Annotated in this window: 14 protein-coding genes; 5 read left to right on the forward strand and 9 right to left on the reverse strand. The window is 58.3% G+C overall.

Going from position 1 to position 19691, the window contains the following annotated elements; all coding sequences use genetic code 11:
• Window positions 1-17: 17 nt before the first annotated feature.
• Window positions 18-1664, reverse strand: a complete 1647-nt coding sequence (locus CFI11_RS19215) for a Mu transposase C-terminal domain-containing protein (protein WP_130408856.1) — start codon at window positions 1662-1664, stop codon at window positions 18-20.
• Window positions 1665-2459: 795 nt separating this feature from the next.
• Here CFI11_RS19215 and CFI11_RS24535 point away from each other — a divergent pair.
• Window positions 2460-2735 (forward strand): hypothetical protein, encoded by a 276-nt coding sequence (locus tag CFI11_RS24535; protein ID WP_217358723.1) that lies wholly within the window; start codon window positions 2460-2462, stop codon window positions 2733-2735.
• 243 nt (window positions 2736-2978) lie between these two features.
• On the opposite strand, the gene CFI11_RS19225 is transcribed toward CFI11_RS24535, so the two are convergent.
• Window positions 2979-3608 carry a LysE family translocator gene (locus tag CFI11_RS19225; protein ID WP_130408858.1) on the reverse strand — a complete coding sequence of 210 codons (630 nt, stop codon included), beginning with the start codon at window positions 3606-3608 and terminating at the stop codon, window positions 2979-2981.
• Complete coding sequence (locus tag CFI11_RS19230; RefSeq protein WP_130408860.1) at window positions 3605-4510, reverse strand: DMT family transporter; 906 nt, start codon at window positions 4508-4510, stop codon at window positions 3605-3607. The genes CFI11_RS19225 and CFI11_RS19230 overlap by 4 nt, the downstream gene beginning before the upstream one ends.
• Window positions 4511-4600: 90 nt before the next feature.
• On the opposite strand from CFI11_RS19230, the gene gcvA reads away from it, so the two are divergent.
• Entirely contained in the window at window positions 4601-5572 is a 972-nt protein-coding gene (gene gcvA, locus CFI11_RS19235; protein ID WP_130408862.1) for a transcriptional regulator GcvA, read from the forward strand.
• Between the two features lie 352 nt (window positions 5573-5924).
• Here the strand turns inward: gcvA and CFI11_RS19240 are convergent, their stop codons facing one another.
• Complete coding sequence (locus CFI11_RS19240) at window positions 5925-6305, reverse strand: VOC family protein (RefSeq protein ID WP_130408864.1); 381 nt, start codon at window positions 6303-6305, stop codon at window positions 5925-5927.
• 92 nt (window positions 6306-6397) lie between these two features.
• Between CFI11_RS19240 and CFI11_RS19245 the strand changes: the two genes are divergently transcribed.
• The gene (locus tag CFI11_RS19245) at window positions 6398-7117 is read left to right on the forward strand and encodes a YafY family protein (RefSeq protein WP_130408866.1); all 720 of its coding nucleotides are present in this window, start codon (window positions 6398-6400) and stop codon (window positions 7115-7117) included.
• A 334-nt stretch (window positions 7118-7451) separates the two neighbouring features.
• Here the strand turns inward: CFI11_RS19245 and CFI11_RS19250 are convergent, their stop codons facing one another.
• Together CFI11_RS19250 and CFI11_RS19255 are read right to left on the reverse strand one after the other, a co-directional pair.
• The gene (locus CFI11_RS19250) at window positions 7452-7847 is read right to left on the reverse strand and encodes a CopD family protein (RefSeq protein ID WP_130408868.1); all 396 of its coding nucleotides are present in this window, start codon (window positions 7845-7847) and stop codon (window positions 7452-7454) included.
• Between the two features lies 1 nt (window position 7848).
• Complete coding sequence (locus CFI11_RS19255) at window positions 7849-8133, reverse strand: DUF3817 domain-containing protein (protein ID WP_130408870.1); 285 nt, start codon at window positions 8131-8133, stop codon at window positions 7849-7851.
• 222 nt (window positions 8134-8355) lie between these two features.
• Between CFI11_RS19255 and CFI11_RS19260 the strand changes: the two genes are divergently transcribed.
• Window positions 8356-8982, forward strand: a complete 627-nt coding sequence (locus tag CFI11_RS19260; protein ID WP_130408872.1) for a TetR/AcrR family transcriptional regulator — start codon at window positions 8356-8358, stop codon at window positions 8980-8982.
• A gap of 102 nt (window positions 8983-9084) precedes the next feature.
• Here the strand turns inward: CFI11_RS19260 and CFI11_RS19265 are convergent, their stop codons facing one another.
• Together CFI11_RS19265 and CFI11_RS19270 are read right to left on the reverse strand one after the other, a co-directional pair.
• Window positions 9085-9717 (reverse strand): bifunctional 2-polyprenyl-6-hydroxyphenol methylase/3-demethylubiquinol 3-O-methyltransferase UbiG, encoded by a 633-nt coding sequence (locus CFI11_RS19265; RefSeq protein ID WP_130408874.1) that lies wholly within the window; start codon window positions 9715-9717, stop codon window positions 9085-9087.
• Complete coding sequence (locus tag CFI11_RS19270) at window positions 9714-11135, reverse strand: MFS transporter (protein WP_130408876.1); 1422 nt, start codon at window positions 11133-11135, stop codon at window positions 9714-9716. The genes CFI11_RS19265 and CFI11_RS19270 overlap by 4 nt, the downstream gene beginning before the upstream one ends.
• 111 nt (window positions 11136-11246) lie before the next feature.
• Here CFI11_RS19270 and CFI11_RS19275 point away from each other — a divergent pair, with 111 nt between their 5' ends.
• On the forward strand, window positions 11247-11672 hold the full coding sequence (locus tag CFI11_RS19275) for an Rrf2 family transcriptional regulator (protein WP_130408878.1): 426 nt from the start codon (window positions 11247-11249) through the stop codon (window positions 11670-11672).
• Window positions 11673-11800: 128 nt separating this feature from the next.
• Here CFI11_RS19275 and CFI11_RS19280 read toward each other — a convergent pair whose 3' ends face one another.
• Window positions 11801-19363, reverse strand: a complete 7563-nt coding sequence (locus tag CFI11_RS19280; protein ID WP_130408880.1) for a neuraminidase-like domain-containing protein — start codon at window positions 19361-19363, stop codon at window positions 11801-11803.
• Window positions 19364-19691 lie beyond the last annotated feature (328 nt).

Here is a 19691-nt window from a genome sequence, read left to right on the forward strand (position 1 = left end):
GAATGCGCTGTCCTCGCTCACGACCATTCCTCCACTTCGAACCCGGGATGGCTCCTGAGCGCGCTCTCATCTGCCTCGGGAACGTGATCTTCGGCTTCGATCTCATCGGTTGCGGTACAATGCAGTGCCCGTTCGCGACGTTCGTTCGTCCGCCTCGCCTCCCGCGTCCGCGACGAGGTAGCTTCGAGAAGCGCACCTTGTTCCTCGATCACCTCGAAGATCAGGTCTTCATCCTCCAGGGAACGTCCACGCTCTCGTAGGATCGTCTGCGCGCGACGATGCTCGGACAATGTGATCGGCGGATGCCGCAGATCCGCGAACCTCACCGGATACTTTTGGCCGTCCGGGCCGCGCGCAAATACGGTCGAAAGGTCGCGCGGATCATAGGAGACGCGCAGTCGACGGCCTTGCTGGCCAGCCCACAGGCTCAGAATGTCGTCCCAATAGCGCAGACCGAACAGATGGATACCATCGCGCCGCACCATCCTTTGCTCACTGGGCAGAAAATCGATCCTGAAGCCTTCGGGATCATGGGGCATCCTCAGCGGCACATCCCGCCGCGCGTGGGCTTCATGCCAAGCTGCCAGCGGCGGAATACCAAGTATGCGGTGACATTCCGCATGGTAGCGGGTGATCTCCAGCGCCAACCAGTTCTCCAGTTCGTCCAGAGTCATCGCGGAGTTCGACACGGAGTCGTAGTCACCGCGGTCCTTAATGCTGCTGAACGTCGATCCGGGCAGCAGATGCACGGCTCCCATCATCGTGCCGATCAGCCGTTCGATATGGCCGCCGTAGTGTGGAGCTCCGATGGGCCGGTATTGAAGCGAAATGCCGTGCTCCTCGGCACCCCGCTTCATTGACTTCGAGCGGAACTCCTTTGCGTTATCGACATGAATGACCTCGGGCAGTCCCGCAGCAGGCCAGTCGGCTTCAATCCCAAGGGCGTCCAGCCAGGCACCCTTCGGCTGCACCATATGCTGGATGACGAGTGAGACGGACAGCGCCGATGGTGGCTCAAGGGTCAGGTAGAAACCGGCCACCATGCGGCTCGCGACATCGATAACAAGCGTCAGCCAAGGCTGTTGCAAGGGCTTCCGATGGGTCCGATCCACAACGATGACATCGACCAACGTATGATCGATCTGAACAACCTCATAGGCGCGCTCGATCTGATAGCTGCCCGGCACCGGTCGATGGCGCTGCCGCGCGACCTTTGCCCCTTCTCGCGCCGCCGAGAGCTCAGCAGGATTCAGCGCCATCACCCGCTTCCGAAGTGTCGACAAACATGGCGCCCTCAGCTCCTTTGCACGAAAGCGCCGACGGTCCTCTTTGTGAAGTGCGTTGATGCTCGGCTTCTGCGGTGACTTGAAAAACTGATCGATCGCCTCAGACACCACCGCTTCGATCTCATCCGGCAGGCGGCGGCTCCCGGTTTGCGTTCCGGCAGCGGATGCCATAAGCGAACTGGTGAGAGGGCGCGCCTTGTAGACCCGGATCAGCTCATAAGGGCGGGAACGTTTGACCCCCAGCTCTCGGCACGCTGCAAGGAAATCAGAACGCGAGATACGCTGCTGATCGGTCAACCGACGGCTTATCGCCTCCCTCTGAACCGCCTGTTCCCAAGCGTCATCATCCGCGACAGCGATGTCCAAACGATCAACCATGCCCTGAACCAAGAGAACACTATCCTATGTCCGATAATGAAACTAGACTCCAGAAGTGAAACAGGAACATGACTCTCATGAAATCAACACCTTAGAGTCCAGGTGTGAAACAAGAACGACACACAGTATGCGTGACCAGTTTGCTGGCCTAGATCTCAGTGCGGCGAAAACCCAATCCGCTTCTGTCGCTTCAGGTCAGGCGGAAATAGTAGACGTCAGGTGTCAAAGCGTTGAACTGGATGAGATGCAACTTGCGGCCTGGATGCTCAAAACAGTTTCAGGCGCGGCGCTCCGATGGATTCCGCTTCAGGGGCAACTAAGCGAAATCGGCGACCCAAAGTGCGACACTGCACGATCAAAATATGAACATGAAGCGCACACACAGCTCGTTAGGTGATTGAAATATGTATAAAATCATTCCCATCCATCATCGGCGCCACAGACAGTCTAGAATGTTGATTTATATGCATTGCTTTCGCATCTTCAAACCGTTGGCGGCGACACCTACTGCGCTGGAATACGCTCCAATGTCCCCGAATTTGCCCCTCTACGACGCTTCATTGCACACACAGCGCACACGAAAATAGTCCCCATCACCAAGCTTCCTTCCGGTACCTACCGGGTCCAGATCAGACGAAAGGGCGACCACGCGAGCAAGGCGTTCCTTGGACGCGACGCCCCCATCGCTGGGCCTGCCAGGCGGAGACCCGCATCGATCAGGGGCTGGCGCCGAACAAGTCGTCCGTCTCCCGCCTCCAGACCTTTGGCGACCTCATCGACCTTCATATAGCCGATATGTGCGAGGTAAGGAAACCGCCGCGTCGCAGCAAGGCCGCCACGCTAACGCCGCTCAGGCGCGACCTCGGCAAGGACCGGATCGGCCACCTCGACCGGCAGAAGCTGATCGACTACGGCAAGATGCGTGCGAAACAAGCTGCGGGCCCGGTCACTCTTGGGATCGACATCGGCGTGATCAAGACGATCACTACCGATGCGGCGGCTGTACACGGCCTCGACGAGATCTGCAGGATTAGTGGGGCGATGTGGACGTCGACGGTCGCATGCTGCTGATCGGCGTAACAAGAGCGGGAATGACCAGCGCATTTCGGTCTTCGCCACCACCAGGTTCGATGCCTTGGCGCGTCTCATCGCTCAAAGTCTGCCCGTTCCTACCATTCACCGATTGGTAGAGATACCGCAGGCGGCTCCTCTTTGCGGCCATTCGCTGCAAGTGCGAAATCTGAGCTGTGAAGAACTTGAACATCGCGGACGACACTGTCGTAATCAATGGTGATCGACTGGCAAGATAAATGGCTATGCTGCTTCCCGTAGCGTCTTGAAGCCGAGCATCAGAGCCGCACCGATCAAGAACGCGCTACCGATCCGATGGACCATCGCGGCAGCGCTTGCCCTTAGCTTTGACGCGATCCAACTGGCCCCAACGCCATAACCCGACAAAAATGCGCCATCGACAATCAGGTATGTGACGGAAAGTATCAGGAATTGAGGCCAGAACGACTGTTCGGACTCAATGAACTGCGGAAAGAGGGCTGCAAAAAACACCACTGCCTTCGGATTTGCGGCGGACGTTAAAAACCCCTGATACCAAAGTGTTTTCAACGACGCAGAGGATGCAGCGTCCGCTCTCGCGTTGGTGTGGTCTGCCTGTCGCCACATGCGGATGCCCATCCAGAGGAGATAGGCCACGCCAAGCCACTTGACGATTGTGAGTGCCCCCTGTGACGCGATCAGGATCGCTGCAAGCCCCAGGCCCGCTGCGATCATTTGTAGCGCATTCGCGGTCAAGTCACCCGCGGCAGTGGCAAGCGATCTTTGGAACCCGTGTGCCATGCTGTTGGAGAGCATCAACAAATGGCTCGGGCCCGGCGTCACCATGAAAGCGAGAACTGCTATCAAATAGGTCAGCCAGACTTCAACACTCATGGGTCCTGTCCTTCATCGCTCAGGTCTTCCAGCGGTGCAGCCTCTCCCCCGATCGAGAGCAAGACCGCGATCAGCACGATGCCGCCCCCAATCAGCGTCGCGTTCGGGGGCACTTCTGACAGGATAAGAAGCGCGAGGATGGGTGCGAGCGGCGTTTCCAACGCACCCAGCAGGGCCGTCTGCCCCGATGGCACGCGCTTGGCGCCTTCGGCCAGGGTGACCGACGCGATGGCGTGCATAACACCGAAAGCCGCGAGGATCGCGATCTCGGCCGGGTCAATCTGCAAAGGTGAACCGAAGAGGAGTGCAAGTGGCACCAAAAGCAGGGATTGCAAAACCGAAGGCCCCGCGCTTGGCGTGTCGGGCCTTGCGCGGTAGATCACCATGATGGTTGCCATGACCAAGGTCATGATAAGCGCCAACCCATCCCCTGTCAGATTTACATCCCCCACTGAGCCAGCGACGATGATCCCGACGCCTGTGAGGGAGCCCACCGCACCAAGCGCGGTTCGCCTCGACACCCGTTCACCGAGCGTGACCCACGCCATGAAGGCAGCAATGAACGGAGCGGATGCGTAAATCAGTGCCACATTCGCGACGGTCGTCAATTTGAAAGCTGGGATCAGCGCTGCGGTGCCAAACGCCCCGATGACTCCGACCGCCAGACCTGGCTTGCCCATACCAGAGAACTCTGGGCGAACAGCACCTCGCTTTGCGACCCATACCGTTGTGACGGCAGCTGCGAAAACGCCACGCCAGAAGATCACGGCCCACGCCCCAGCTTCGACGCCTTTCGTAAAGATACCTGTCGTGCTGAACGTAATCGCGGACACGACAAGCAAAGTGACCCCGACCGCATAGCCGGACCGGACCTTTGTACGTCTCAGAGATCCAGAGCTCATTTCGAAATTTTCTCATTCATAGAAGGGTGTGACCTTCTGAATCTGTAGCGGAACCTTTTTTATTTCAGGATATACAAACGGACAAAGGAATTGATTTCACTCCATACATTAGATTTATTGAGGTATATGACAGGTCGTTCTCTCCCTCCACTTCGCGCATTGCAGGCGTTCGAAGCCACCGCGCGCCATCTCAGCATTTCCCAAGCTGCGGCAGAGCTTGGGGTGACGCCCGGGGCGGTCAGCCATCAGATCAAGACGCTGGAAGACTGGCTCGGCGCAGCGCTGTTTCATCGGCTGACACGCGCTTTGCGTTTGACAGAGGCAGGCGAAGCCGCCCTCCCACTGATGACGGAAGGATTTGACCGATTGGCCGCTGGGACAGCCAGGATGCAGGCGCAGACCGACAGTCACCTGCTTACGATCAGTGTCAGCCCTGGCTTCGGCTCACTTTGGCTCGTACCGCGTTTAGATCGCTTCAGGCGCAATCATCCAGATATCGAAGTGCGGCTCGATGGAACGGATCGGTTGGTCGATATCTCGAAAGGTGAGGCTGATGTCGCAATCCGCTATGGCATGGGCGGATATTCGAACGTGCACTGCGATCGCTTGTTTGCGATGCGCGCAACCCCGGTTTGTAGCCCCGGTGTTTTGAAACAGGGAAAAGGGCTGCGGTCACCTTCTGATCTTGCTGAGCATACGTTGCTACACGTGGAATGGAAGGAAGCAGAAGGCAGTTGGCGCACCTGGCTTCTTGCTGCTGGCGCGCTTGATGTGGACCCGTACAAGGGCCCGCGCTTCACCAAAGAAGAAATGGCCGTGCGCGCGGCACTGGACGGTGAAGGTGTCGCCCTTATTGGCGACCGCATGGCAGCAGATCATCTTGCGTCCGGTCGTCTGATTCGCCCGTTCGATGCTGATCTGAGCACCCCACTCGTATTTGCATACTTCCTTCTGAGACCTGAAGATCGCGAAGATGATCCAAAGATCAGCGCATTCCGAAAATGGATACTCGAAGAAGCGGAAAGCGTTGAAAGGGACGGGTCTTTCCCATCGCCATCATAGAGAACGGAACGCTCCAAATTGGACCGTCGGGCGCACCACAGCATTCCGGGCTCTGGGCCGGGACTAGAAGTCGAGAACAGCGCACATAAACTATTAGGGGATCAACGGGTTCGAGCTCGCGGCCCATAAGACATTCACCACCCACTCGAGTTGCCGCGATGCGGCTCGTCAGACTGGACTTTCGCTGCGCGGACTGTGCTGCCGTTCATGCCAGAGGCTTGAATGAACGTACCCTGCTCTAAGCGAACCGGTATTCTGGCGCTGTCGATAGTGCTGGATGTTGCGACAGGAACTGAAAATCTGGAGCGCAGGCAACCCTTGGATCGCCTGCGATGACATCTCTGCAGTGGTTCTAACTCATTGAGTTAAAGCCAATCATGTTACCTTCAGTGTCTTGGCACAAGAGAACCCAACCGTGTTCGCCGATAGAGAACTTTGGCCTTACTACAATGCCACCTGCTTGTTCGGCCCGTTCTTGTTGGACAGCGCAGTCTTCCACCATGAAGTAGACAATCGTCCCTCCGACACCGGGGCCTGCATGAGACGTCTTGGTGAGAGCTCCGCCCGCGCCGTAGGCGCTCATTTCAGCTGGAAAACTCATCATCTGGGACTGTCCGCTGGGATCGGACAATGGCTCGAGTTTTGTCCCGAGCATTGTCTCATAGAAAGAAACGGCGCGATCAAGCTCGTCCACATACATATCAAACCATCCCACTGCATTACTCTTTGCCATTTCAGAATCCTCTCATACTCAACGTTGGCTCTAGAGACGGCCTAAATCAAAACAGCGCCAGAACATGTCACCATTAATGATATGACTTGGGCATGAACATTCGACTCAGACATGACGCGATCGTGCGTAGCCTTCGCCGCAGCGGGACCAGCACGATCAATGAACTCGCCCGTGAAGTTGGCGCGTCTCGCCGTACTATCTTGCGCGATATCAGTGCGCTTAGGGACGACGGCTTTGTAATTCACTCCGATGTTGGGCGCGGTGGTGGCGTGCGACTCGATCCAAGTTCCATGCAAACGACAACACGCTTGTCGGTACCGGAGGTCTTCGCCCTTTTGATCAGTGTTGCCGCGATGCGCGCAGCCGGAAACCTGCCATTTGCAGAGCTTGCGGATACTGGACTTGCCAAGATCGAGCGGGCATTGCCTGCCGACAAGGTAAGAGACCTGCGCGCTTTTCTTGACTGCTTGCACATTGGCCAACTCTCACCGCTTCAGGATCTCTCTGATATGGGGAAGATGGATTCCGAGCTCCTGATGGCATTTGAAACGGCGTTTTTGCAGCGCCAATGCATCCAGTTTGACTATCTCGATGCGAAAGGGCGACAGACCAGCCGCACGGTCGAACCACAGGCGATGTTAATTCTTCAACCGCTTTGGTACCTGGTGGCTTGGGACCCTAAGCGGAACGACTTTAGACATTTCCGCATGGATCGGATCGGTCATCCTATTGCGCTTGAAGGGACAAGCTTCAGACGTCGCAATGTTCCGTTTGATGAAGATGTTTGCCCTTATAGCCAATTGGTCAGCTGAATTCTGCAGAACCTTTCTCGCACCGAATGGTCGAAGCATATGAGAAACCGAAGAATTCTTTGAGAGCGTTGAACACCTTTTCACGATGCGACTTCTAACCGAGGCCGACGTCCATCTTTGACATTTTGCGGTCGTTTGGATCAAGCGCAGCATCCGTCAAAGTGGGCTCAGCGCACCCGTCGGAGCAAACACAGCATTTGCTGTCATCGCGAAGGTCATTTGAGCGAGGCCGGCCCAGACCTGACCTTGAACATGGCCCCGGAATTCCGCGTGTACAGCCCGCATGGCGGACATTCACTTTCTTCAAGCAGGTCGAAGCCGACCGAGCCGTTTGCTAGGGCTTAATCGTCACCAAGAGAACGATCAGAGCCAACAAAACTGTGCCGACGGGGAGGAGCAAACGGCCGCTCGGTTCGGCGCCCCCTGGGCTTTCCCAGATCGCCCGACGCAACTTGCCGACCAGCGCGCCGTGCAAGCCAGAAAGTCCAAGAACCAACAGGATTTTCATGCCAAGCCAGCTAGAGGTGAACCAGCCCCCTTGAACACCCAGCAAAATGCCAAATGAGAGGGCGAGGATCATCGCGGGCGTGGTCACCGCGCGGTCATATGCTTTCAGCGGCTTCAGGAATCCGTCCACCGGGTATCGGAGAGCGAGCACCACGGCGATCATACCGCCGATCCAGACGAAAAGCGTAGCGAGATGCGCTGCCTTGGTGATTTCGTAGAGCATCTTATTCCTCCTCGGACTGACATCGCAGCCACCGTTCATTGACGAAGCCTGCTCCTGGAATGAAGGCTCCGAGGATGAGCCGCGCGGTCCCGAAGCCATCGATGATCCCTTCCGCCAGGGATCGGATGACGAACCAGAGGAAGATTATGAACGCGAGGCCGTGGATCGGGCCCATGATGGACGTCGCTTGATCAATGCCTGCCCAGTATTTGAGAGGCATGGCGACGCCGAAGAGCAAGATGAGGGTCCAGGCTTCGAAGATGGCTGTGCGTCTGAGGCCAATCATGCAGGCGCTTTCGCTTTGCCGCGTCGATACCGGCCTTGTTCAATCCGCCGCCCAGCCGACAGACGGCTCAATATCAAGGCAATACGCATCATAGGCATCGCGATCAGCAACTCTATTCCAGTATTCATCGACCTGCCATCGACAGAGGCATTCAGGATTTGGACCAATGTAAACATTCGTTTTCTTTACGACGGGAAGTTGTTGATGTAAACACTTGTTCACATGAAGACGAATACACAGACAAAGAAGACGATCTCGATCAAGGATCGAGCAGCAACAGAGGCTCGCATCCTCGCCGCGGCCCGCGAGGTCTTCGCACGGCGTGGTTATGACGCCGCCGGATTGCGGGAGATTGCAGAGACGGCGCAGGCCAACCTTTCATTGATCAGCCGCTACTTTGGCGGCAAAGAGGGGTTGCTTGATGCCCTCACCGAACAGTTTGTGTCGGCACGCCGTGAAGGCGGGTTACCTTATCCGCCACAGGAGACGCTTCGAGATGAAATCTATCGATATCTCCATGCAAAGCTGCGCGAAGACCTGAGGGACGAAGACATTGTGCGCCTGCTTATCAGCCGCGCCGCGATCGATGCTGACTTTCGTAAGAAGGGAGCGGAGAACCTGGATGGCAAGGCAGACGCAAATTTCCGCGAGCGGGTCGCTGATCTGCAGGCGCGTGGCGCAGTCGGCTCAGAGGTGGACATTGATCTGCTGTTTGCAGCCGTGATGTATGCATCGTTCTCTGTGAACTTCTTCGGGGCGATGGTGGGTGCCAGACCGGACCAAGAAATCGACGCACTCTTCGGGAACTATGCAGACGCTCTGTCGAAAAGTCCGCCGCTGAGGGACTGATTGCCATCGGCCCTTCCCTGCCCGTCAAAGCGTTCAGCAACGCTGCGTTGCAGCTTCCCAAAAGCGGACTTTTGGCAAAAAGCGTTGAGCGAGGCGCACGCCTCACGCCTTGACCAACGCGATGACATTGTCGAGGACCTGCGCCGTTTGCCCACCGGGCCCATGCGCGGTTCGGCGGACCGCATCAATAAAAGCGACCTGATTGTCAGAAGCCGCATACCCAAGGGCGGCCAAGTCCTCTTCCGGTTTGGGATAGGGATGATCTGCCTTTTTCCATGACCATGGGGCCACAGATCCATGCGTGACGATCAGCAACATGCCACCCGATGCAAGCTGGTCATATGCCTGCGCAAAGACCTGCGGTGTCGGGAAGTCAAAGGGCGTTTGCAGGAACATCGCCGAGATGAGGTCATAACGACCCTCGGGAAACGATATTGCCAGATCGTGGCGCTCGAAGGATATCCGATCTGACACGCCGCGTTCCGCTGCGTTGGCCTTGGCGATGTCCAAGGCAGTCTGGGCTATATCGGTTGCGACGACATCCCAACCTTGTTGCGCGAGCCAAATTGCATCGTCGCCTTTGGCGCAACCCAGGTCCAGCGCACGGCCCGGAGTGCGATCCATTGCGAACCGCTCTAACATTGCAGACGGCAAGCCTCGTGTCTCAGGGCTTGCGCGGCGATACAGTTCGTCCCAGAAATCCTGCGCAGATTGTCCAGCTTTTGGTTGCATCATGTTTCCTTTTTCTTGTGAAAGACCGCCCCCAGCCCACACAGCAAGGTGGCAGCCGCGAATATTACTCCCGGAAAGAGCAGCGCCGCTGATGCCGCGTCGCTGGTTGCGCCCGATGTGTTTGCGAAATAGAGGCTGCCCACAATTGCGATGCTGAGCGTGATGCCAATTTGCTGCGCCGTCTGGAGCAATCCCGACGCCGCACCGGCCACGTCATTTGATGCCGTAGCGAGCGCGCCTGACATCAATGCGACATTGCTCAGCCCCATGCCAAGCCCAACCAGCGCAAGCGGGACCAACAGGACAAGCGCTGTGATGTCATCGCCTGCTTGCGCGAAGGCGAACACGATCAGTGCAATGCCCGCACATGTCAGGACTGATCCGAGGCCTGGCAACGTCCACGGATTTGCCGGGCTCCACTGTCCCGCAACAGCCGCCCCCGCTACCGCAAAGACCGGATGCGCGGCCAGTGCCATGGCAACCGCCCCAGGCGGCAGTTGAGGGCCGGCCTGCAAAGCGATCGCCAACAGGAACGGAACGCCCGCGATGCCGCAAAAGACCAAGAGGATCATGAAGGCAGGTTGCAGAAACGACGCGGACCTCAACAGAGCCGATGGCAGTAGTGGCTCAATCTTGTCGGACACCCGGTTCCGCTGGGTATAGATAACGTAGACCAAGAGCAGGACACTCGCCGGAGACAATGCCACAAGCCAGAGCGGCCACCCCAGAGGCCGCCCCTGCACCGCAGCAAAGACTAAGCCCGTTACAGCCAATGCGACCAGCTGCCCCTGCCAAACGTCGATCTTTTTCGAAGGGGCGCCCCCATCCCGGTCTAGAAAGGAGACGACGGTCAGCGATGACAGGATGCAGGGCGGGATGACCAACAGGAAGACCGCACGCCACCCCAGCCCGAACAGATCAATCGTCAGGATCGCACCGCCGATGATCGGGCCTGCGACAGCACCCAACGCGCTGACCATGCCGAAATATCCGACGGCGCGTCGCCGCTGGTCGGGTGGTAAGATCACTTGGGTCAGCGCAAGAACCTGCGGCATCATCGTCGCGGCTCCGACACCTTGAAGAACGCGCGCTGCAATCAAGACCAATATGCTCTGCGCCGTTCCTGCAGCCAGACCACCGATTGCAAAACCTGTCACACCAACAAGGAACAGTCGGCGTCGGCCCAAGGCGTCACCAAACCGGCCCAATGGCAGCAGGAGCGCTGCGAGCGGCAGAAGATAAGCCAGCAAAATCCACTGTGACTGCACATCCGTGGCCTGAAGATCGGCTGCGATGCTGGGCACAGCGAGGTTGACCACCGTGACATCCAGCAGCGTAACGAATGCCGCAAGCAGAAGAGCCCAGACAGCAGTCCACTGCGCGTCTGTTGCGTGCGATTGGTCTGATGGTGGGTTCGACAAGGAGGCTCCAGTGCGATCAAGTCACGTGATCTATATTGTCACGTGACCTGTCATGTCAATCTTATGTGTCAATAATTGTCACGAGATGCTGGATCGGATACACTCTGCCCCATGAGAACCGACAACAGGCTCCCCCGTGTGCTGCACATCTTGCTTCATCTCGACGAGATGAGTGAACCGGTGACGTCTGAGCGCATGGGTGAAATGTTTGGGATGGATGCGTCTCTGGTGCGCCGCACCATGGGCGGTCTGCGCAAGTACGGGCTTGTGACGTCGATCAAGGGACACGGCGGCGGATGGCACCTACAGCGCCCGACCGCCGAGATCAGTCTCTTGGAGGTCTACACCGCACTTGGCTCACCAAACGTCTTTGCCATCGGCGCGCCGGAGCCGTCCTCCCCTTGCCTACTTGAGCACGCTGCAACTGACGCGACCAGAGCCGCCATGGAGGCCGCGCGTCGTGTTTTTGAGCATGAGCTGAAGGGCGTTTCAGTGGCAGACTTGGCCAGTCGAATGAAGACTGAGATGCCCACTTGAATTCGCGCCGCCCCCCAAAAAAGGCTCTCATTTCGAAGAGCGGCGCTTAGCTTTCGTTCGTCATCCTCGAAAAGCTGCAGTGCGGCGTGTCACTTCTGACAGTCGCCGCCCTTTTGGGAAAATCGACCTTAGTACTGCAGTCCCTCAGCGCCGACCCAACGTCCCGAAAACCGGATGGTAAAATCCACTTCGGTCAGATGTGATTTGAGCGTGTGATGGTGTTTCTCCGCACTGGCACGCCAGTCACGGCTCCGACCGTGCGCGGCCTTGCCTCTCTTAAGCTCCTTCACCGTTGGCATGGCAAGATGCCAGCACGACTCGACACCTGTGTTCTGGAACCGCTTCAACAATCCGTCAGGCGCATCGAGGTCCCGTGTGTCAATTTCGCAAGCGCCGATCACGATGCTCTGCAAGGCATGCCGGTTTTTGCGCATTTTGGTCCCGTGTGCAGGATCGCGTCCAGGCAGCATAAAGCGGGTGTTCGAGACCTGCGTCAGCCGCGCATGCGGGCTGAGACCTGCTGCTGTCAAACCAGGGAAACAGACGTTGATGCTTTGGATGACGCGGTCGTACTGTCCGGGATAAAAGACATCAAACATCTCGTCCGTCAGATGAAAGTAAACCTCGCCTTGCGTCGTCAGTTCTTCCAGGGCCGAATGCTCTGCCCCGACTGCCGGCAACTCACTCAGCGCAAATCGAAGCTCGGTTATTTGGCCCGCCCTATCTCTACCGGCCTGAATATAGGCCATTTCGAGACGTTCGATGTCCAAGGCAAGGCGATGGGGCGCGTTGAACTTTTCGACGTCACTGCCAAGGCTGGTTGTGCGCAGGAATGTGGGGCCGTTGGTCAGTCCCGTCTCGTCTTGGTAAAGGCTTACCAGCAATTTACAGAAATCCTGGGTGGTTGCCCATTCCTCTGCGTAAAGCGCTTCGATGTCCTCGCGGAAAGGCTTGTAGAACGAACTCCCCCCGAAAACATGGTTCCAGGTATCAAGCAGGCCTTGTGCCCCCTCATGCTGTAACTCAAGTTCTTCGCGCACCTCCTTTTCCTTGGCCGCGACCTTGCGCGCTTTGGACAGTTCTTCGCTATCCAGCGTCACTTGCGCCGTCAGCTCGGCCGTCTTGCGCACAAGATTGGTCGCGTCCGTAAAGGTGTTGCTCAACGCCTTTGCGTCGTCCTTTTTGTTCCAGAAATAAAGGAACTCCAGAACACCGCCGAGCATCATGGCATGTTCCGCCTGTTCGAGGTTCTGCCCGCCGTTGGAAAATCCAAACGTGTTGGGCAGCGTGGATTTGAGCCCGGCCGAGATTTGCTTGCCGACAACCTTGATCTTTTCGCGCCCCCATTTGGCTGTCGAGGCGGCTGTTTTCGTGGTTTGAACCCCGACCTCTGCCTGTTTGGCAAGCATGCGCACGACATTGTTGGCCAGCGTGGTCGAAGACTTCGCCAGCGCGGTCCGCTTTATCGTTACATCCATATCCGCAATGTCGATCGTGAAATCCTGCAGATCAATCGCGCGTTCCGATCGATTGACGGCGGCATTCATGCGGTACTCCTCCAACACCGAATCCGCCTCTTTCTCGCTCGCAGATTGAAGCCGTGCGCTGGTGGATTTGAGGTTGCCGATATATCCTTTGGCGGATCGCAGGACATAGCCGAAGTCAAGCGGGCTATCGAACTCGCCGCCGTCCCCGGCGCTGTCTTTGCCGAGGCTGAGACGGGATTTCGCCGTCCGCTGCAGGACTTGCGGATCAATCGGTTGGGCCAAAAGCGGCACGTTGAGCGGCTGACCGTTCAGGTCCAGCCAATGGCGCAAATTGAAGAGCCGTGCCTCGAATGTTTCATAAAGCCCGCGCAACTCACCGTTATAGGGTGGCAAGAAATCCTCGCAATCGTCTTTTGCAACCTCGCCCAAAGTCGGGTCCGTCCAGGGTATGTTCGTCAGGCTGTCCAGCGTGTCGGGCAGGTTGTCCGAAAACAGTTGCTTGGCGGAAACGTAAAGCGCCTTGGCCCTTTGCAGGCTCTCCTGTGTTTGCTGTTCGTACTCGGCGTCGCCGAAATCAAGCAGCACTTCCAGCATGTTCCGGATCGTCGCTTGCTGGTAGTAGAACGGATAATCCCGCGCGATCCGGTTGGGATCGACGATGACGTCGCCCGTGTCAAACGCGAGCCCCTCCGTCGGTTCAACCGCATCGATAAGGGGGAACACCTGCCACGGATTGACACGCTGCGGGTCAAAGATCCGCCGCAGCCACTGCAGGGCCAGATCAAACTGTCCGCTGCTGGCGTAGCCCGCGGCAATGGCCGACGGGATATGGTAGAAAACCTCCCAGCCATAGGCGCCATAAGCACTGTCAAAATCGAAGGTTCCGCTTGGCCAATGCGCATCGGGCACGCCGCCCTTGTCGTCTTCGCTGGAATAAAGCTGGCGCAGCGTCTGTTCAAACGCCTCCCGGAACCCGCCCATATCCTCAGGGCGGGCAAATTGGTTGTCCAAGGTGAACAGGCTCTCAGAGCCGCCGGGTCGCGGCATCGACTTCGCCAGATCCGACATCACCGACGACGAATTCATCAGCACAAAGGTTTCGCCAAGACCACGCGTCGGGTTTTCAGCCAGGTGCAAAAACGTGCGATTGCCGTGTTGTCCGGTCTGGACCCAGCCGGTGTTGTCCTTCCCCGCCGGCGGGCGCAGGGTAAACTCGGCAAAGGTGAACTCCGCCTTGTGGACCTTCGGATTAACGGGGTGGAGGTCGTCTCGGGTGTTGTCACCGGACGCGTTTGGGTAATAGAACGTTCTGGATTTATACTCACGCTTGATCTTAGCCGTCACTTTCAAGCGCGCATAGGCTGCGCCGTCAAAGGTCCAGGCGGGCGGGATCTCAAAAATGGGTTCAACCGAATTGTGGAAGTCGTGGATGTAGTCGTGCCCCGGCAAGGGTTCACTTTCGGTGGTGGTCAGGTTCCGTTCGGTGACAAGACCTTCGATGGGCTGTTCGAATTTCTTACCCTCACTCGTGGTGAAGGTGACTAGGAAATCGACGGTCGTTTTGCTCCAAGCCGAATGCCCTGAGGACCAACCCCCTCCGGGAGGCACATTGATGTGAAGCTCCTCAATCCCTGTGGCAAGCCACAACTTGATCCTGCCCAATGAGCCGGAATGTTTGGCGCCCGGATAGAAAGAGAAGAAACCGATGGTCGAGCCCGCCTTGTTCAGCGCTTTCGCAGTCACGGACTTGCCCCTGAAATCAGCCACGAAATGAGAGAGGTCGGGAAAGTCCCTCCAAGTGGTTCCTTGGTCCGCAATGGCGTTGTATTCGTCGACGGGCCGGGGATAGACACTGGCGTAGCCGTCAGGGGCGGCATTATCGAAGGTCGTCACCAACGAGCCGTTCCATTCCAAGATAGCGTCCGACCATTCGTCCGATAGCCGGACGTGCAGCGCCGTCTCATGGGTTTTCAGGTCAACCTTGTCGTCATCCTTGCTGACGTTGCGCGCAAGCGTGATCCCGAAAGAGGCCATCAGCGTCTCATTGCTGGCCGCGCGATTGATCCTTTGCAGTTTGCCATATTCCAACCCGTTCTCGGCGCGGGTTGGGTGGTACGTCCCGTTTAGGACGGGTTTTTCACCCATCCATTCAAACGCGCCATCCACCGACAGTTCCTTTGGCGTGCCCGAGGACGGCGTCACGAACAGCCCCGGCGTCAGCATCGGACCTGAGAGCGCATTCAGATCGCACCGCATATAGCGCGGGTGTAGCCGCCAAAGCGATTTATGCGCGCCGGGGGTATCGCCGCCTTCGACGGGCACCCGCCGTTCTTCCAACTCAAGCCAGAAGAAGAAGTAGCGGTTCTTGAAGAAGCAGACCGTCACCTCGGAGAAGAGGTCAAACGTGGTGGGCACATGGACCTCTTGCCAATAGGTCCAGTCCATCGCTTTCAGGAATGGGCTGTCTTTGGGCAGATCGGCGATTGTCTGATAATCGGCATCCAGCTTGCGGTAGTAAAACCGCCCCGGCTCCCACTTGGCCTTGGCCAGCAGGTGATAGGTGGCGTTCTCGACGCCGCCATCGCTCCGGTGACGCTCGGTATGCAGGCTGCACAGGCTCAGGTCACACACACCGGCCAGCCCCTTCATATACGCGTTCACAGCCGCTTCGACGCCGTCCTGCGTCACGTCGCTCCCCGATACGGCCCGTTGCAACGTGTCGAACTCGGGCGAGGTGATCTGGCGCAACTCCGGCTCGATGTAGTTTTGCGGGTAAAGCATCAGCTTTTGGTTGGCTTCCCACTGCCGGTAGTCCTTGTCGAGCTCCCATTGCGCGGCAAGCTGTTCGCGGTTGCCCACACCTTCAGCATTCGTAAAGCTCAGCCCGCGTTCCAGCCCGGCCAAGGCGCGCGATATGAAAAGCTGCAGCGAGCTGATCGCCTCAACGATGCGGCTTGTGGGGACGGCGCTGGTGACGTTCACATCCAGCAGAAGGTAGGAATACAGTTGTTCGCTGTTGGTGACGCTTTCCTTGAGATCCTCATCACCGGCAATGCGGGTCTGCATGAACGCTGCAACCAGCGCATCGCGTTCCCTCTCGGCCAGGCGGTGGCGAAAACCCGGCATCTGCTTGCCATCGTCGAACCGTGCAAGCCCCGCCTGCGCCGCTGCGGCCGCCATGGTCCAATCAGCACTGCGTTGCGTACGGCTCACACGCTTGAGCGCCAACAGATCCTGCGCGCTGAGGTTCAGTTCCGCCGCCAGGCGAACATGCCGTGCAATCAGGTCGATCTGCGCGACGGTGGTTGCTGCCGCGCCTGATCCGATCAAAGCATCCGCATACGCCGCCATGTCCTCTGCCGGGCAGTTCAAAAGAAGTGCAAGTGTCTGCCGACTGCCTGCGACCCATTGCGCACGCGTCTCGTCCGGCATGTCGGACCCTGCGCCATCCGCGTTGACCAGCGACAGATACCCTTGCAGAGCGGCATCGGTTGCGGGCGCGACCTGCAACATCGCGAACCGCTGCAGCCAGATCAGCTGTGCCAGGTCTAAGGGACGTCGCCCGCCCTCTTCGTCTGCCAGTTCCGGGGCAATCCATTGCGGCGTGTGTCCCAGCATCGCAAGCTCGACATCACCAAGCTCAAAGGTGGTGACAACTGCAACATGGCGTCGGATTTCGGCGAGCCAGTGGCGCGCCTCGCTGTCGCCTGCCCCCTTCTGAACCTTCTGCAGCAAATCAAGGGAACCCGTTTGCAACCAGCACAGGAAAGGGGTCACGCTGACGGCGCTGATCTGCGCATCAATCCCGGCAACCTGCGCTTCGATGACGTCCACCTGCCCATCCCGCAAAACCGCCAGCCGGTCCACGAGCGTCACCAGCAAATCGGCGTTCGCGTCCAAAGCTGGATCAATCCCTTTGCCGATAAGGCCGTCTCGGACGCTGGCTTTGATCGCTTCCTGCGTCACGCTTTCGAAGAACACGCCGTCGCCATCGCAGATCGCGCCATCGCCGGTCACGTGCACGAACCATTCGTCGGGAGAAACCTGGCCGCCCTCCCAAGACGTAAAGTCGGCAAATACCCCCTCTCTGACCGCCAGAGGTGCATAGGCCGTTGCCAACCCTTCAAACCACGCGATGTCCGCATCGGTCGCGGCAACACCGCCTGCTGACGGCGGTGTCAGCAGGGCAAGCAAGCTGTCCGCACTGACGTCGGCCTCGGTCATCCAACGGGCGAGCTCCGCCAGCCAGTCCATGGCACTGCAGAGCGCATCTGTATCAGTCTCAGTCTCGTTGCGACGGGTCAGCGTCGCCCAGAGCGACGGCGTATCACCAAGCGCGTCGCTGATCCGCTGCATCAGTGCAAGGCCCGACAGGATCGGCCAGCCCAGCATCCGGCACAACGTGACCAGTCGGTAAAGCGCGCCAAGTCCCCGCATATCAACCCCGTTCGTCAGGCGATACCCGTCCTCCAGAGCGTTCACCAGCGTCTCAAGCTCCAGCGCCGACAGGCCAAATCCACGCGCGACAATGGCGCCGAGTATTTCGTCTGCGATCGGCGTGCTACCCTCAGTGACCAGCCGATGCAGGTGTGGCGCGTCGTCGTGAAAGAGCGAGGCCATGAAGGATTGTTCTGTCTGCTCGAGCCCCGGCACCGCGTCATCACTCTCGATGGTTTGGTCAGCTCGCCGATAGGGGCTGATGTCCCCAAACAACGCGGCAAAAGCTGCGGGTGTCAGGTTGAAGGCCTCCTTATAAAGCGGATAGCTCGCCAGGAGCCGCAGACCTGTGTCTGTCACCCTGCGTTTGGGCAGGTGATTGCTGGTCGGGTGCCCGTCGACAAAGTCAGCAGCACCCGGCAGCGCCAGCAGCGTGTTGAGATCATGAAAGGCAAGCCCCGTGCCGTGATGGAGCCGGGCGAGGTAGTTGAAGGTGCGCAATACCGGCCCGTTGCTCGTCCCAACGGCCTTCCCGTCGGGCGTCATGCGCAGCTTGATGGGCTCGGCATTGTTCAAAAACGCCGTGGCGAAGTCGCGTTGTTCGACCGCTGCGCCACTTTCCTGTGCGACAGTGTAAAGCCCGAAGAGCTGGGCAATCCCATCCTGATCAAGCCCGAGCACCGACATCAGCGGGTCTATCAGACCGGGGTCTTGCGCCGATGTCGGCGGATAGAGCCCGCCAAACGTATTTGGGGTGGTCGTGTGATCGTCAGCCACTTCCGAGACGAGCAGCAGCGTGTTGCCTTCCGCTGCGGTGGTGTCCTCCGCGCCCAGCACTCCGATCAACCCTGCCGTATCCCGCGCCCAGCGGTAACCGGCGAATGCGCCCAGGTCCGGACAGTCTGTCCGCAGGGCAATGTCGTTCATGCTGGTACCGCCCAACGCCGCCATGGCGGTGCGCGTCGTGGTCACCCTATGATCGTAAGGCAAGGCCACGGTTTGCTCGTGTCGGGTCATGTCAAAGTCCGAGATCCCGGTCCGCAGAACCTCGTTGACCAATTCAATGGTCGGCACCTCACGCTTCAGATTGGCCTCGTTGAGCACAAGCGCTGCAAGATCCGGGCGACGATTGACCAGCGCAAAGGGATTGTCCTTGTCGCTAGAGATCCCAAGGCCGCGCGCATCGCCCGTTGCGATGCGGTAAAGGTATCGCAGATAGGCAGCCGGTGACTGGTTGGATTGCAAGCTTGTCGGTTTTGCGTAGGCCCGCACCTGCGCGCTGCGCAACATTGAGCTATCCGGCGACCCCAATGATGTATGGCGTAGCGCTTGGTTCATCGGCTCTTTGACCGCCAGTTCATGCCGCATTAGGCGGTAGCTGCGCAATGCCTCGCGCCGAGACCGGCTGAGCAGACGGCGCATTTCAGCATCGTCTGCTTGTACGCGTGTCCCGGTGCGAGCCATCCGCGCCATCATCGCCGGCACGGATTTGCAGGCCGCGATATCGACGGCACTGTCAAACCCGTATCGCGTGATGTCCGCTGCAAGATCCTTTGGGCACGCCTCACGGGCAATGCGCCGGTAGATCGGATCTTCCGCAAGCGCCGCGAAGGAAATCGCCCTCGGGGTCTTGGGCAAGTTTCGGCGGTGCGCGCCCTTCACGGATACCCGTTGTGGACGGCGGGATGTGTGCCGGGCGGGAATAGCCGTTGATGCGTTCAAAGCTGATTTGCCCTTGGCGCTTACCTGCAAGTTGGATGTGGTCATTTCTCATCTCCGACATTTCTGTATCTCAGCGCCATGGTCAGGCGTTGGAAGTTGGTCGTCGCAGAACGAAAAATGGTTCAATCATTTTCGGTGAAGTGCCGAAAAATGCGAAGGCAAGTTGCAAGGCTTCGCACAACCGCCTCAATGTTGGCGCCACCTTACCTCGCGCACCAAGCAAAGCCACCGGCTGAGAAAGTCTCGCTTTTTCCTGATTTGGAGTGACATCACCGTGGCCGGAACCAGAGACCTAATTGCCAGTGCCCTACCGATGCTCGGGCTGCTGCCAAATAGCGGCGCGAGGAACCGGCAGGTCGTTTCAGGTTGATGC

The organism is Thalassococcus sp. S3, from assembly GCF_004216475.1.
GTDB lineage: Bacteria > Pseudomonadota > Alphaproteobacteria > Rhodobacterales > Rhodobacteraceae.

What these genes read in the sequence shown, in the direction of transcription:
- CFI11_RS19215 (WP_130408856.1), bottom strand. Translation starts at nt 1,664, where the DNA reads ATGGTTGATCGTTTGGACATCGCTGTCGCGGATGATGACGCTTGGGAA.
- CFI11_RS24535 (WP_217358723.1), top strand. Translation starts at nt 2,460, where the DNA reads ATGTGCGAGGTAAGGAAACCGCCGCGTCGCAGCAAGGCCGCCACGCTA.
- CFI11_RS19225 (WP_130408858.1), bottom strand. Translation starts at nt 3,608, where the DNA reads ATGAGTGTTGAAGTCTGGCTGACCTATTTGATAGCAGTTCTCGCTTTC.
- CFI11_RS19230 (WP_130408860.1), bottom strand. Translation starts at nt 4,510, where the DNA reads ATGAGCTCTGGATCTCTGAGACGTACAAAGGTCCGGTCCGGCTATGCG.
- CFI11_RS19240 (WP_130408864.1), bottom strand. Translation starts at nt 6,305, where the DNA reads ATGGCAAAGAGTAATGCAGTGGGATGGTTTGATATGTATGTGGACGAG.
- CFI11_RS19245 (WP_130408866.1), top strand. Translation starts at nt 6,398, where the DNA reads ATGAACATTCGACTCAGACATGACGCGATCGTGCGTAGCCTTCGCCGC.
- CFI11_RS19250 (WP_130408868.1), bottom strand. Translation starts at nt 7,847, where the DNA reads ATGCTCTACGAAATCACCAAGGCAGCGCATCTCGCTACGCTTTTCGTC.
- CFI11_RS19255 (WP_130408870.1), bottom strand. Translation starts at nt 8,133, where the DNA reads ATGATTGGCCTCAGACGCACAGCCATCTTCGAAGCCTGGACCCTCATC.
- CFI11_RS19260 (WP_130408872.1), top strand. Translation starts at nt 8,356, where the DNA reads ATGAAGACGAATACACAGACAAAGAAGACGATCTCGATCAAGGATCGA.
- CFI11_RS19265 (WP_130408874.1), bottom strand. Translation starts at nt 9,717, where the DNA reads ATGATGCAACCAAAAGCTGGACAATCTGCGCAGGATTTCTGGGACGAA.
- CFI11_RS19275 (WP_130408878.1), top strand. Translation starts at nt 11,247, where the DNA reads ATGAGAACCGACAACAGGCTCCCCCGTGTGCTGCACATCTTGCTTCAT.
- CFI11_RS19280 (WP_130408880.1), bottom strand. Translation starts at nt 19,363, where the DNA reads ATGACCACATCCAACTTGCAGGTAAGCGCCAAGGGCAAATCAGCTTTG.